The organism is Rubripirellula obstinata, from assembly GCF_001642955.1.
Lineage (GTDB): Bacteria > Planctomycetota > Planctomycetia > Pirellulales > Pirellulaceae > Rubripirellula > Rubripirellula obstinata.
Map to the genome: position 1 here is coordinate 1 of NZ_LWSK01000123.1, position 15,415 is coordinate 15,415.

The 15,415-nt window shown below is 53.6% G+C and carries 9 protein-coding genes; 3 read left to right on the top strand and 6 right to left on the bottom strand.

Annotated elements, in window-relative coordinates:
* Positions 1 to 129: 129 nt before the first annotated feature.
* The 3 genes from RC85_RS21065 to pyk all read right to left on the bottom strand — a co-directional run bounded on the left by RC85_RS21065 (position 130) and on the right by pyk (position 3,849).
* Positions 130 to 915, bottom strand: a complete 786-nt coding sequence (locus RC85_RS21065; protein ID WP_068266531.1) for a DUF1444 domain-containing protein — start codon at positions 913 to 915, stop codon at positions 130 to 132.
* A 342-nt stretch (positions 916 to 1,257) separates the two neighbouring features.
* Complete coding sequence (locus tag RC85_RS21070) at positions 1,258 to 2,349, bottom strand: potassium channel family protein (RefSeq protein ID WP_068266507.1); 1,092 nt, start codon at positions 2,347 to 2,349, stop codon at positions 1,258 to 1,260.
* Positions 2,350 to 2,385: 36 nt separating this feature from the next.
* Positions 2,386 to 3,849, bottom strand: coding sequence for a pyruvate kinase (gene pyk / locus RC85_RS21075; protein WP_235033428.1), 1,464 nt, complete (start codon positions 3,847 to 3,849; stop codon positions 2,386 to 2,388).
* Positions 3,850 to 4,261: 412 nt separating this feature from the next.
* Here pyk and ptsP point away from each other — a divergent pair, with 412 nt between their 5' ends.
* Positions 4,262 to 6,763 carry a phosphoenolpyruvate--protein phosphotransferase gene (gene ptsP / locus RC85_RS21085; protein ID WP_160148210.1) on the top strand — a complete coding sequence of 834 codons (2,502 nt, stop codon included), beginning with the start codon at positions 4,262 to 4,264 and terminating at the stop codon, positions 6,761 to 6,763.
* A gap of 472 nt (positions 6,764 to 7,235) precedes the next feature.
* On the opposite strand, the gene RC85_RS21090 is transcribed toward ptsP, so the two are convergent.
* The 3 genes from RC85_RS21090 to RC85_RS21100 all read right to left on the bottom strand — a co-directional run bounded on the left by RC85_RS21090 (position 7,236) and on the right by RC85_RS21100 (position 9,894).
* The gene (locus RC85_RS21090) at positions 7,236 to 7,910 is read right to left on the bottom strand and encodes a PEP-CTERM sorting domain-containing protein (RefSeq protein ID WP_068266519.1); all 675 of its coding nucleotides are present in this window, start codon (positions 7,908 to 7,910) and stop codon (positions 7,236 to 7,238) included.
* A gap of 281 nt (positions 7,911 to 8,191) precedes the next feature.
* A complete protein-coding gene (locus RC85_RS21095; RefSeq protein WP_068266523.1) occupies positions 8,192 to 8,623 on the bottom strand; it encodes a response regulator in 432 nt (143 codons plus the stop codon).
* A gap of 5 nt (positions 8,624 to 8,628) precedes the next feature.
* Complete coding sequence (locus tag RC85_RS21100) at positions 8,629 to 9,894, bottom strand: serine hydroxymethyltransferase (RefSeq protein ID WP_068266533.1); 1,266 nt, start codon at positions 9,892 to 9,894, stop codon at positions 8,629 to 8,631.
* A gap of 473 nt (positions 9,895 to 10,367) precedes the next feature.
* Between RC85_RS21100 and RC85_RS21105 the strand changes: the two genes are divergently transcribed.
* A complete protein-coding gene (locus tag RC85_RS21105; RefSeq protein WP_068266526.1) occupies positions 10,368 to 13,340 on the top strand; it encodes a zinc-dependent metalloprotease in 2,973 nt (990 codons plus the stop codon).
* Between the two features lie 439 nt (positions 13,341 to 13,779).
* Entirely contained in the window at positions 13,780 to 15,261 is a 1,482-nt protein-coding gene (locus tag RC85_RS21110; protein ID WP_068266529.1) for a glycoside hydrolase family 16 protein, read from the top strand.
* Positions 15,262 to 15,415: the final 154 nt, after the last annotated feature.

The following is a 15,415-nucleotide window of genomic DNA, read 5'->3' on the forward strand; positions in this document are numbered from 1 at the left end:
CCGCGAAACCGAGCCAGAGAATTGATGTGGGGCAGCCATCCGGGTGCTCGCGCACCCGGCAGGGAGCTGCCGGCCCTCCGGGCCTAACGCGCAGTAACCGCCCTGATGTTTCTTTAAAACAGCGTGATTCTAAACCGGAACAATGGTTGCCTTTGTGACCCGGAACAAGTGCCGCGAAAGCGGGTGTGATTGCCGCTGGGCATCCATCGCGATCGTCGCCGCCAACTGATCATGAATATCTTTGGGCGTTTCGGTTGACCAAGCGATCAAGAAATCTCGATTGGGAACACCGACGAAGATTTCGCTGCTGCCATCCTCGCAGAGTACCTCCATCAACTTTTCTCGGATCGCGGGCAACAGAATCCTGGCGGCGTCGTAGCTATCGCCAGTCTGAATGATCGCCAGGGTTGGCGGTCCCGGTGCGACTTTGATTTCCAAGTTCTCCGATGCAGTGACCAGATTCGCTTTCGCAATCTCAATCAAATCGACAGATGTTTGGCCCCATCGCTCAGCGTCTTCGGGACGAACGTAGGCGTAGCCATTTTCGCCATCGACGACCACGCTGGACGTCACATCATCGGAAAAAGGAAACGTGATCGCGCTTTTTAGTTCATCGATGCGGCTACTGACCAATTGAAGCCTCAAGCGATCCTTTGCTTCGTCCCACGTTTCGGGAATGGCACTGGCGGAAGCTTCGACCAGTTCGATCATTTGCTCAAACGAATTTAACAACCCCTTGGCAAATTCGTCGTCGCTTAATCCACTTTGCGAATACTGGGCATGCAAGTTCGTTAGTCCGAACACGACTTCACCACAACGAATCGTCGCCAAGTCTTCGCCAGGCTCGAATCGCTTCGCTGGAAACTCTTGCCGAAGTCGAGCCAGAACAAACTCGGAAAAATCTGCGATGTTCAAAATGATTTCCGATAGCAATGAAAAGGAAAAGCGAAGCGACAACGAATTAAGGTCATCGCGAGTGAATGCCGCTAGTGGTCTGTCACAGCTTAATTTTAGGGTAGTGGATCTTGTTAAAGATCCTATCGCGAGAGGATCTTTAACAAGATCCACTACGGCACACCCTAATTCTTAGCTGAGACAAGCCACTAGTGACGGTTTTAAAACGTAGCCTATCCCGCCAGGATTCAGCCCCCAGACCGGCCGGCGCTGGACTGAGCAGCGACGGAAGCAGCGACGGAAGCAGCGGCGTGCAGATTTTAGGCGATTTCCAAGGTAGTTTTAAGCCGAATGCTTAGTTTATCAGGTCGAGACACCGCGATAAGTCATCTTTGCTGGCTTTGCCGTAAACCGATCGGCCAATTCAGGGATATCGTCTTGATGCCCTAGAATGATGACGACATCGCCCGCATGCAGTTTCGTTGTGGGTGGCGGGTTCAGTTGATGCGTTCCGTCGCTTCCTCGCATCCCAACGATCAAGAAACCGTGGTTGCTGTGAAGTTCAATGTCACTGATTCTTTTTTCCACCAACCATGAATCGGCCTGGACGACTAATTCGTCGAACCGCAGTCCCATCTGGCCCAAATCGTCAATCATGCTGCTTTGTTGCTGAATCTGTTCCAGCATGTTTTCGGCTGTCGGGCGAATGATAAGCTGCGCGACCTTCACCGCCCCAATCGCCGTTGGCAGCACCACCTGGTTCGCGCCGCTGCCCAGCAATTTTTTTTCTGTCTTTGGATTTTCGCCGCGAGCGATAATCACCACGTCTGGATTCATCGAACGTGCGGTAATGGTGACGAAGACATTGGTGGCGTCATGCGACAGAACACTTGCGACCGTGGCAGCACGTCCGATACCAGCCTGTTCCAGAATTTCTTCTTCGCTGGCGTCGCCGTGGATAAACAGGAAGCCGCGTGCTTCGGCATCTCGCAGCTTTTCCATATCGGAATCGATCAGCACGAACGGTTTGTCGGCAGCATCCAATTCGCGTGCCAAGATGGTCCCCAACCGACCGACGCCGCAGATGATCGTGTGTCCGCTTAGGCGTTCAATTCCCTTGGTCATTCGTCTAGCTCCCAAAGCTTTGTTAATTTCTCCGTCGATAAGCATCTGCATGCAGCCACCGATGGTGTAGATCACCGAACCGTAGCCCGCGATGATCACAGTAATCGTCAACGCGCGAAGTGACGGTGATTCGACCGGATGAACTTCGCCATATCCGACTCCAAAGATCGTGATGATGACCATGTAGATCGCATCATCAAGCCGCCACCCCGCCAACATGTACCCAGCCACCGCGACGACACAGATCAACAAGAACAGCGCTAAACCGGTGACGATTTTTCGCAGCGGAGTCGATGGCGATAGAGCTCTGGGGGATTCGACAGCGGGCATGAAATTAGGCGTCCGCCAAGAAACGATTTCGCATGTTTAGCTTTGTCGCGAATTGACTTGCCGCAATTGCATCGTATCAATCACTTGGTCATAGGCTAACGCATTGGTAATCACGACCATCCAACTGCCGTCGTTGCACCATTCTTGTTCAGACAACCGAGTCAACGCGTCGCTAATTGTCTTTTCTGGATCGTCACTAAAGTCCATCAAGAAGGGTTCCACGCCCCAGGGCAACATCAATTGCCGGAACGTGGATTCAACGTCGGTAAATGCAAAGATCGGAACACCGCGCGGACGCAGGGCACCGAGCACATAAGCCAAAAAACCACTACGAGTGAAAACAACAATCCCGGATTGATGTCCTTCCTCGTCACCGAGTTCCTGAGCCAACATTGCAGCCGATCGCAACATTTTTGCTTTCGGTTCACCCAACTTAATCACATGATTCAGTTCGCTGCTAACACTCGGTTCAATCGAACCGATGATTCGCTTCAGGACTTCGACCGATTCGATTGGGTATTCGCCAGTCGTTGTTTCGCCGGACAGCATGACGGCATCGGCCTGTTCGCGAACGGCATTGCTAACGTCCGAAATTTCAGCGCGTGTCGGAATGGGTGAAATGATCATCGACTCGAGTAAATGCGTCGCGATGATGACGGGCTTGCCCTCGGCTTGGCAGGCGCGAACCAAATCGGTTTGCACAAGCGGCAAGCGATGCAAATCGATTTCAATTCCCAGGTCGCCGCGTGCGACCATCACTGCATCGGAGGCATGAATGATCTCGTTCATGTTCCGGACGCCTGCCTGTTCTTCGATCTTGGCAATGATCCGAGCTTGCGAGCCATTGGTTGTCAAGAATTTGCGTAGTTCGTCAATGTCATTCCCTTTGCGAACAAACGAAAGCGCGACAAAGTCGATGCCAGCTTTAATTCCAGCTCTTAAGTCTTCGTGATCTTTTTCCGTCAGTGCAGGCAATGTGATTTCAACGCCAGGCAAATTGATATGCCGACGTGACGTCAGGGTTCCCTTGGTAATGACTTCGCAATCAACCGACACATCAGTCTTGGCGATGACCTTCCACCGCATCAACCCACTATCAACCAACACCGTCGTCCCCACATCAACGGCAGCGGGAAAGCCGGCATAATTGACGGCGACGGTCGGCATATCGGTGTCCGAAATCGTTTCCGATTTCATTGCCGATTTCGTCTTCAGACGAAGTCGATCCCCCGTCTCCAAAACAATCGGCGCATCAAGAAGCCCCGTTCGGATTTCGGGGCCTTTGACATCCATCATCACTGAAACCTGACGATCGATATCGCTGGATACTTTGCGGATCCGGGCAACCACTTCGGCAACCCAGTCGGTGCTTCCGTGTGCCATGTTCAGGCGAATGACATCGACACCACTTTCAATCAGCTCACGAAGCTTTTCCTCGGATTGGGTGGCGGGACCAAGAGTGGCAATGATCTTTGTGTGACGATATTCGATTGAACGCACACTTTTGGGACGCGGCTCCATAGACGGCTTATCAACTTTTATGAGAATTCCAAGGTTTCGAAAGAGACGAAGTACGGTCTCATGGGGACTGATCGTTCGTGCCCACATATCAGGCACAGATTGTGGCTTTTGAGCGAGTCCTAGGCAATGAGCGTAGAAAAGAATGCAAAAAGACCTCAATTTTTAAAGTGAAAAGCCTATAAACGGACGCTCACGCCGCTTGTTTTGCAAATGCCGAGCCATCTTGACTGACTTTCAGGCAGCATTCGGTACACTGCGTGCATAGAAGGGCATTGGTCGGCGTTACTGGATCGCTGTCGCACGTTATTTACTAAAAAAGTAAATTCGACCAAGGAGCCTGACGATCTCACAGACATCTCACCCATCGCTGATGCAACCCAAAAATACTCGCTTGAAAAAATCAAATGCCAGCGGCTTGGAATCCGGCGTTTCGCAATCTGATGGACTGAAAACTGACGCCCCGCCGATCACCGCTTCGTCGGTCACTGCCCCGTCGATCACCACTTCGGCCAGCACCACTTCGGCCAGCACCGATCGGCCAAGGGTGGACTCAGCAGCAGCCGCCAACGCAATAGCCACAAATCAAGCGCCGACTCACCGTGGTCCCAGCCCGGAACGGATGGGGTTGTCGACGCTGGAAGACATCAGCCACCTGATTTTGCAGTCGCACGGACTTACGGAAACCCTTCAAAACATCGTTTCGCTGGTCGCCAACCGAATGCAAAGCGAAGTCTGTTCGATCTACCTTTGTGAAGAAAATCATCTCGCTCTTTCCGCCAGCGTCGGACTTGCAGCGGAAGCAGTCGGATCGACCCGCCTAAAAATCGGTGAAGGCTTAGTCGGATACACCGCCAAAACATGTTCGGTCGTCAATTTGGATGAGCCGCAATTGGACGAGCGATACCAACACGTCCTTGGATCGGCGGAAGAACAGTATCACTCGTTTTTAGGAATCCCGCTTTTTGATCGCCAAAATTTGATCGGCGTCATGGCGATCCAAACGATTCAGCCGCGTGTTTTTAGCGAAGTCGAAACCAGCACCCTCAGCACGATCGCGTTTCAGCTTTCCAGTGTCGTTGCCAGCACGCGATTGTTGGAGCAACTCGATTTCGAGGCCGGGCTGGCTGACGATATCGAGGAAGTCAGCGAGCAGGAAACGCAAACACCGATCCCATTGGTCAAATCCAAATTCGGTTTTGGAACCGTGGCGATTGGGCCAGCGATCTTGATCGATAACGCCTTCGGAGTTTCCGATGTCCGCGACGATGTTGCAAATAATCCTGCGGCGGAACTGCAAAAGCTAGAATCTGCCTTCGCGGCCGCGCGAGTCGAAACATTGTGCCTTGAAAAGAAAATTGCCCAACGATTGGACGAAGCCGACGCTGCAATTTTCCACAGTCACTTGATGATCCTGCAAGACAATGTGTTGATCGGAAAAATCAAAGCGTTGATCGAAAACGGGGCCAGTGCGATCTCGGCCGCCAAGCAAATCATCACCGAATACGTCCGAACTTTTTCACAGCTTCGCGATCCCTACCTTCGCGGGCGGGCTGCGGATGTTGAAGACGTCGGGCGTCGTTTGTTGTCGCAGCTTTGCGGTGACCTTAGCGAGCGTTCGTTTCACTTTCCGCATCCGGGTATCGTGGTCGCCGACGAATTGATGGCGTCGGACATCGCAATCATGGACTTGGATCATGTACGCGGGATCGTGCTTGGGCGAGGCGACAAGAACGGCCACGCCGTGATCGTCGCGAAATCACTTGGCATTCCCACCTTGGTCGGCGTGCCGGATGTTCTAACGCGAGTCAAGAATTCGACGCTGTTGGTGCTGGACGCGCAAACCCAAACGCTGCACATCGATCCATCGCCCGAACTCCGGCAAGCCTACGAACGATTGGAAGCCGAAAGCGATGCGAAGACCTTTGAACTGCAAAAGTTTGTCACCGCGCCCACGGTGACCAAGGATGGTACAAAGGTGACGCTGCGATCGAACATTGGACTGCGCAGCGACGTCGATGTGGCGATCCGATCAGGTGCGACTGGCGTCGGGCTCTATCGAACAGAATTGCCGTACATGGCCCGGTCCAGTTTTCCCGATCGACAAACGCAGTACGAGATCTATCGGCACGTGGTCGAAGGTTTCGCGGGCGAGAGTGTTACGATTCGGACGCTGGATATCGGCGGCGACAAATCGCTTTCGTACTTCAAGACACCGGCGGAAGAAAACCCGTTTCTTGGATGGAGAAGCGTTCGCGTTTCGCTGGAACATCGCGACATGTTCCGCACTCAAATCGAAGCAATTTTGATGGCGGCTGTTCACGGCAACGCCCGCATCATGTTTCCGATGATCACTAACCTGGACGAGATTGTCGCCTGCAAAGAAGTCCTGGCCGAAGCGAAGGCGAACTTGGCAGCCGAAGGTTTCAAGGTCCCGGAAATCCCCGTAGGAATGATGATCGAAACACCGGCATCTGCGACGATGGCAGACCGACTGGCGAAGGAAGTTGACTTCTTTTCGCTTGGCACCAATGACTTGGTCCAGTACATCCTGGCAACCGACCGCGGCAATCCACGCGTCGGCCACTACTATCAATCACTGCATCCGGCGGTTCTGCACGCGATCGCGTCACTGGTGGACGTCACCCAGCGTCACGACATCGGCCTTAGCATCTGCGGCGAAATGGTCAGCGACCCCGCCACCTTCGCACTCTTAGTCGGCATGGGCCTGCGAGAATTCTCCGCCTCCTCCCCCGCCATCCTGCCGCTAAAAGCAATGCTGGCCCAGCAAGACATCTCACAATTAAAACGTTTGGCAAGCAACGCACTGAACTGCGATTCAGCCGCCGAGGTGCTGGCGATTGCGGAAGAAGCGATTGGTTTGCAGGTGCAGTAGGATGGTGAAAAGGAGCACCGTTGATACGGCACGCCTCGAAGATCACCTGCATTTGCATAAGGATCTTCTAGCGATCCTCGAAAGTAGGCCGTAGCGTCATGGGTGATGCCGAAACCAGCCAATCTAGCCGCGGAGCGGTGACAGCCCTCTGCCGGGTGCGCAGCACCCGGATCATGTCGCCGTCGTAAGTCTGAGCCTGGATCGATCGGCGGCAAAGCCGCCGATCGATCCAGGCTCAGAAGGGTATTTATTGGGTTGTTTCCGGGTGCTTCGCAACCGGCACCGAGCTTCCGTCCCTCCGGGACTAGCCGAACCTGGCCGTCGGCATACTCAGGATCTAAGCTCGACGCGCACGATCGCGAGGCGGATGACGAAAGTATCGCTTTCAAACTAGGTAGCAAAAAAAAACCCGCGCTCTTTTAAAAGCACGGGTCATCGTTAACAGTCAAGTCGAACCAGTTCGCGAAGTGAATCAGGCAATCGACCTGCGACGCCGACGGGCCACAACCGCGACACCACCGAACGCAAACAATGCAAAGGATGATGGCTCAGGGATAGCGACCACAGTACCGTTGAACGCGAAACTGTCGAGGCTGTAGGTCGAGTTAGGGCTAGTATCTGCGCCATCCTCGGCCTGAATGTAAAGCCGGAACTCGACTGGCGAAGTTATGTTTTGGTATGCCGCCCCAGACAAATCAATCGTTTCACCGTCTAGGTCAGCCACACCAATATCGCCTCCGCCCCCAAATCCAATGATATCCGAACGCAACGCGAACTTCGACGCGCCCTCAGTCGCCCCAGCGGCGAGAGTTTCAAAACCTGTGTAGGTGAAGTCTGAGAAATTAATGGTACTACCACCAATTGGCGTGATGGTGAATCCGAAAAAGCGTGTGAAATCCAACACGTCTGGAGCCGTCGTAAAGGTACGAATCTCGGCCGCAACCAACGCATCGAATCCACCGTTGCGGATGTAACCTGGACGCACAACACCCGGACTCGTGACGTTGGGGTCAATTACTTGCCCGGTAGAATAGAATTCATCACCAGTGGTACTACCGTCAAAAGTATTACCAAGAATGATGCCAGCCTCTGAAGATGAGGCAAAAACAAGTACGCCCAGGGTGAATGCTAGAAAAAACCGGATCATGTTCGTCACTCTAACTTGTCGTAAATGGTAGGTTCGAGTCTTCAAATTGCAGCCTGCGGATCCCCAGCCAGCCCAGACAGTCTAAGCTGCCTTGCAAATCGGTGGAAGCTTGTTTTCACGTTTTACGAAAATCTTCCGGATTTTAACCATTGGTCATCAGTAGCCCCCAGAAACCGCTCCCCCCAGTGAAAGGGGTCGTGCATTTTCAATTTCAGTGGTTTTGATGATTTGAAAAACAAGCCAACCTAAGACAAATCGGGTGACCTGCCTGACACTGCCAACTACCTCTTCGGATCTTCCATTTCCTCGATGTAGCGGCGTAGGCGATCTAGTTCGTCTTTGGTGTCTTTTAGATTCAGCATGTTTTCGACTCGCTTTAGCAGCTCGACCTTGTTGACGGGCTTGCTGAGGAAATCGTCGGTGCCGGCGGCGACGGCTCGCTCGATGTCGCCTAATTCGCTGAGGGCCGTGACCATCAGCACCATCACGCGGCTGGTCGCTGCGTCGCCTTTGAGTTTTTCGCAGACTTCAAAACCGCTCAGCTTGGGCATCATCACGTCCAACAGCACCAAATCGGGCTTGAACGATTCTACCTTGTCCAGCGTGTCTTGGCCGTCGACCGCGATCTCGGTTTCGCAGTCCATCCCGGCAAGATACGCCTCCAACAATTCGCGGTTCGCTTCGTTGTCGTCTGCGATCAGGATTCGATTCATCGCGATTAGCTCATCACTTCGGCGGTCACGCTGCGACCGGCCGGTACAGGGAAATCGATGCACATCAGGCGAATTTCTTCGCGAATCGATGCGTGCAGATCGGAATCATCCGGTGCGGAAAGTGCAGCGACGATCCAGCCTCCGACCCGTTTCATCTCATCCGCACCCATGCCACGCGTCGTCAGGGCTGGCGTTCCGATTCGGATTCCGGATGGGTCGGCTGGGCGACGTTCGTCGAACGGGATCATGTTCATGTTGACCGTGATGCCGCAATCTTCCAGCACCGCTTCGGATTTCTTGCCACCCAGGCCGACGGCCGTGACATCGACCAACATCAGGTGATTGTCGGTTCCGCCGGATACCAAACGCAGGCCGCCGGACATCAAAGTCTCGGCCAAGACCTTGGCGTTATCGATGACCGCTTGGCCGTACCGTTTGAAATCGTCGGACAGGGCTTCGCCAAAGCAGATCGCCTTCGCCGCCACCACGTGCATCAACGGACCGCCTTGGGTGCCGGGGAAGACGTTTCGATTGACCAGCTTCAAATGCTCGTCTTTACACAGAACCAACCCGCTGCGAGGTCCGCGAAGCGTCTTGTGCGTCGTCGTTGTGACGTAATCGGCGTAAGGAACAGGACTGTTGTGAACGCCCGCGGCGACCAATCCCGCGTAGTGGGCCATATCGACCATCAGCTTTGCACCGACGTCGTTGGCAATCTCAGCAAACTTTTCGTGAGGAATCTCGCGAGGATAAGCACTGGCACCGGCGACGATCATCTTGGGTTTGAGTTCTTTGGCCATCTTGGCGATCTGATCGAAGTCCAGGCGGTGATCTTCTTTCCTGACGCCGTAATTGTGAAAGTTGTAGAGACGACCGCTGATGTTCAGCTTCATCCCGTGCGTCAGGTGTCCGCCCTGCGCCAGGTCCAATCCCAGCACCGTGTCGCCGACTTCCAAAGCGGCCAGGTAGACGGCGGTGTTGGCCTGCGATCCGGCATGCGGCTGGACATTGGCGGCTTCCGCACCGAACAATTCCTTGGCACGATCGATCGCGATTCGCTCGACAACGTCAACGTGTTCGCAACCGCCGTAGTAACGTTTGCCCGGATAGCCTTCGGCATACTTGTTGGTCAACACGCTGCCAGCGGCCTGCATGATCGGCAGGCTGGTGTAATTCTCGCTGGCGATCAATTCCAATCCATCTTGCTGACGAACAGCTTCGGCTTGGATGGCTTCCCAGATTTTCGGATCTTGCTCTTGCAACGGGTTCATTCGTTTTTTCCGGCGTTTTAGGTCGGTAAGGTTCGCGTCCGCGGGCGAAATGTTCGCGTTCACAGGCGAACGGCGGACGCAGATTGTCGATGCCCAGACGTGAAACGTCAATCGCTAAACATCAGACGCAAAACGTCAATGTCTTACTTGGTCTAGAATCTGGAGCATTTCCTTCAATAACCGGCTACCTAGCGTTACCCCTAACAGGCCAAGAATTCGCATGGCGGATAGGCGTCAACGATTCCGGTGAATCCGTTACTTCCGTGCAATCCGTCACTTTCCTGGTCTGATTCGCGATTCACCCGACCATTCTATGTGCGAAAATGTTCCCATCAGACTAAACTGAGAACATGTCACGATTAAGCCGTTTGTGCTGGCTGAAACGCCTGACTGTGCTGGCTCAAACGACTAACCGTGCTGGCTGAAATGACTGACGCTTCCCACCTTAGACCCTTCGCATTTTGAAAACCAGAATGAAATCAACCGCTATCTTTGGCGCTTTCCTTAGCGTGCTGACCATTGCCGGGGCCGCAAACGCGGACCTGCCTTCGTTTGACAAAGCGTCCGAGGGTTACACCAAGGTCACGCTTTCGTCTCAAACCGATTCAAAACCGTTGTTTGATCTTTGGAAGCGAGACAAGGACTCGCAGTTGTTGGCAGAACTGCCCAAGAACTTCGCTGGCAAGAGTTACTTCATCGCACTGACCGTTGGCAGTGGCGACAAGTATGCCGGTTTGCAATCGGGCGATTGGGTGGTGCAGTGGCGACGATACGACGACCGCATGGCGTTGATTTCGCCCAATTTGTCGATCAAGGCGACCGGCGACAAGGAAAGCAAAGCATCGGTCAAGCGACTATTTACTGACCGCGTCTTGCTGGACGTTCCGATCGTTGCGATGGGCCCCAGGGGCGGACCGGTGGTCGATTTCGATTCGTTGTTGATCAATAACGCCAGCACCTTTTTTGGCCGTTCGGTTCGCGTCACCAACAGTAGGATTCGAGACCTGGAATCAGCCAAGGTGTTCCCCGACAACGTCGAAGTCGCTTTCGAAATCGTGGGCAATGCCGGTCGCTTTCAAACGCTGCATTATTCGTTCAGCGAAGTACCGGCGAAGTCGTCAGGTTTCAAACCACGCAAAGCAGACGAGCGAGTTGGATACTTCACCACCGCCTACTCGGACCTCAGCAAATACAAAGACGACGAAACTCGCGTCCGATACATCAATCGATGGAAACTAGAAAAACGCGACGCGAAGCTCAAGCTAAGTCCGCCCAAAGAACCGATTCGTTTTTATGTCGAACACACCACGCCGGTCCGCTACCGACGTTGGATCAAGGCCGGCGTGGATTACTGGAACAAAGCGTTCGAGAAAGTGGGTTTGGTTGACGCGATCGTGATCGAATACCAGGACGCTGAAAGTGGCGTTCACATGGAAAAGGATCCCGAGGACGTTCGGTACAACTTCATTCGTTGGTTAAACAATGACATTGGGACTGCGATTGGCCCAAGCCGAGTGCATCCCGAAACGGGTCAGATTTTGGACGCCGACATCGTGTTGACCGACGGTTGGATTCGCCACTTCAATTTCAATTACGACACCTTGTTGCCACAACTGGCGATGGAAAGCTTCCCGCCGGAAACATTGTCATGGCTCGCCAGCAACCCGAACTGGGATCCGCGAATCCGCATGGCTCCATCGGAAAAAACGAACGCGCTGCGTCACAAGTTTTCCAAAGAAGCTCAGTCGCCAATGGCTGGCTACAAAATGGCCCAAGCCGATTCGTCACTGATGGGCGACGATGAGTACGACGGCCTGTTTGGTTCGATCAGCCAAAAGAACGGATTGTGCATGGCCGCCAGCGGTCGCAGCATGGACCTGGCGTTCGCAAGAATGGACTGGGCTCTCACGCTGATGTCGGACAAGGATTCAGCAAAGGACGACAAGAAGAAAAAAGAGTCATCGGACGATCAAGGCAAAGACAACAAAGATGCTTCGAATGACGACGATGCAAAGAAAGATTCAGATGACGACGATGATGACTCGGATGAAGACGAATCCGACGATGAAAAGAAAGACGATGACAAGAAATCGGATTCCGATGAAGACAAGGACCAACTTGTCGATGGCATGCCGGAGTGGTTCGTGGGACCGTTGCTGGCCGACCTTGTCGCACACGAAGTTGGCCACACGCTAGGACTTCGCCACAATTTCAAAGCGTCGGCTCTGCTCACGCTTGATGAGATCAACAGCAAGGATGTCAAGGGAAAGAAAACCATGACCGCGTCGGTGATGGATTACACGCCAATCAATTACCGATTCCAAGCCGGTGACGTCCAAGGCGACTTTGGAATGATCGACATCGGACCTTACGACTTTTGGGCGATCGAGTATGGCTACACTTCCGATGGCAAAGAGAAAAATCTCGAGAAGATCCTAAAGCGTTGCACTGAACCGGAATTGCAATACGCGACCGACGAAGACACCAGCGGTCCTGATCCGTTGGCTCGCCGTTATGACTTTACCAAAGATCCACTGGATTACGCGGAGGAACAAACCAAGCTGATCAAGCTGTACCGCGAAAAGTTGTTGGACCGATTCGTCAAAGATGGCGAAAGCTGGGCCAAGGCTCGCCGTGGCTATGAATTAACACTTGGCCTGCAAATCAGATCTGCGGGAATGATGGCGAACTGGGTTGGCGGCGCATTCGTCAATCGCGACAAAAAGGGCGATCCTGGCAATCGCCCACCAGTCGAAGTGGTTCCCGCTGATCAACAACGGGCGGCCCTGCAGTTCGTGATTGACAGCACGTTCAACGATGATTCCTACGGATTGACCCAAGAAATGCTGGAACGAATGAGCGCTGACAAATGGCTCGATTTCGGCGGACATACATCGATGTCACGCGAGGCTGCTTGGCCGATTCACGATCGAATCCTGGGCGTTCAGGCAACCGCACTGACTTGGTTGATGAATCCAACCACGCTTCGCCGGGTTTATGACAACGAATTCCGTTTGCCAGCCGACCAGGACGCGCTGACACTGCCCGAATTGTTGTCCACCATCAACAAAGCCGTGTGGACGGAAATCGAAAGCGAATGTCCGGCTGATCGAAACAATCGTAAACCGATGATTACGTCGCTTCGCAGAAATCTGCAACGGGAACACATGCAGCGTTTGATCGACTTGGTCGTCAAACCGTCTCAGCCCAATGCAGCAGGCAAGCCGATCAGCAATCTTGCCCGAATGGAATTGCGAACTCTCAGCAAACGGTTGGGCGAGTCGATCGAAAAGTGTGGCGACAAGATGGACGCCTACACCATCGCTCACCTAACCGAATCGCAAGAGCGGATCGACCGAGCTCTGGAAGCAGGCTACACCTACAACGCTTCATCGGGTCAATCGATGATGATGTTCATGCTTGGCAAGGAAGCTCAGCAAGAGTAGCGGGACGGATTTGAAAGTCCCCGGTTAACGCCACCATCTACCTCTACCGCGCAGCGGTTTTGCAGTTTTTGGAGCCCGCAAAACACAGTGATCGCAACGCACTTCTCCCTTTGGGAGAGGTGATGTAGGCCGGAACAAGCTTTGCGCAGTTCCGGCAATCCAACGTAGTACCATGCAATTGCCGGAACTGCGCCGAAGCGGCTTGTTCCGGCCTACATGAGCTTTGGCTCGACCTTTCCCGCGGGGCGGAAGAGGTGATGTAGGCCGGAACAAGCTTTGCGAAGTTCCGGCAATCCTGCGTGGTACCATGCAATTGCCGGAACTGCGCCGAAGCGGCTTGTTCCGGCCTACATGAGCTTTGGCTCGACCTTTCCCGCGGGGCGGGAGAGGTGAAACGTCTCAAGCCAGACAATTCAAACTCTTTGAAGGCAAGTGATCGATGAATGACGCAAAATTTGGTTCATTGAAACTCGGTGCCTTTCGCCGTTCGCTACAAAAAACGGCCGCGATACGCATCGGCATTTGCCTGCTGTTGGCTTTGGGAATGTCCGATTTCGCACTCGCTCAATCGGTGTCGATGTCGGGCAATCAGCAACCGCATGCGGCCGGTGCCTCTGCCGAAATCACGGTCACCTACGAAAGCGACGTGCCAGGTATTGTGCAAGTGCAGTTGGTCGATGCGGGTTGGAAGAAGGTCGCCGAGGCGATTGAAAAGATCGATGCTGGCAGCGGCACGATCAAGCTATCCGTCGAACTTCCCGCTGCGACGCCACCGGCCGCCGATTATCTTTGGCAGGCTCTGCTTTACAACGCGGAGTGGAAAAAGCAGGCAGAAGAAACAGTTGGCGATGCCGTTGTGGGGCCGTCGTCTGATAGCCCGTCTGCTGCTAGTAAGCCTGCTGCTAGCAAGTCTGCACAGAAACCGTCCACTAAGAAGCCCGTAACAACAGATCCCGTTAAAGTCTCCCCGTCGGGTCAGATCGTCGATTCGACCCTGGACGAAAAACAATGGGTGCCGCCCGGCAACTGGAAACTCGATTGGGCGGATGAGTTCTCTGGGAAAGGACTTCCCGAGAAATGGTTTCCCATGATCGGCTACAACCCGGATGCGTTCAAGAAAAACGAAGCCAAAGGTCTAAGGTGGACCGGCCCGACCGAGGATTCCGCGTGGATGTACAGCACAAAAACCGGCAATCACATGCTGACCGGTTCCGGCCAATTGGCGATGCGGATCGTGTGCGATAAAACACAAACCAACCAACACGGTCCCAAGGTCAACGCCGCTTACTTGCTAACAGGATATCCCGACCGCTGGGATAGCACCGAACCCAACAACGCCAAGTGGGCCGGCAAGTTCTTTAGTCCCGCCGAAGGACCGCTGTATCTTTCGGCAAGCGTTCGTTCCGACAAAGTGCTCGGCTATTCGACTTGGTTCGCTTTCTGGTTGTTCACCCAGACCCGTGCGTACAACGGCAATCCTACCGACGGAACCGAAATCGATGTGGTGGAAATCGTCAAAGGCAAACCCGAATACATGTCGCACGTGTTCAACGTTGCCAACCACTGGAAAGAATCAGGCGGATCAGAATCAAAACAGTTCAACTCCGCGTCGCGTCCACGACCGCAACAGTATGTCGATGTTAATGATGATCAATACCATACCTACGGAGTCGAATGGTCAAAGGATTCGATGAAGTGTTTTGTAGACGGAAAACTGTACTACACGTTCACCGAAAACATCCCCACCGACCCCGTCGATATGATGATTTTGCTAACCCTGGAATTCAAACCCAATTCATGGGATCCCAATCAGGGCGACGGTCGAACCGAAGGCCCGTTTGTGAAGGACACACCCGAGATGCGAGAAATGTCGCGTGTGCTAATCGATTACGTACGAGTCTTTCGCAAACAGGACCAGTAGTCCATGTCAGCTCAATCTTCGGTTAGGAGGTAGCGGAAGTCGCGTAGACTTTCGGCGTCCCCCTCGTAGCCGAAACTCTTGGCGAGTTCCGCTACCCGAAAATTGAGGTGACGCGGAATACTAGTAGTCCATGTCAGCTCAATCTTCGGTTAGG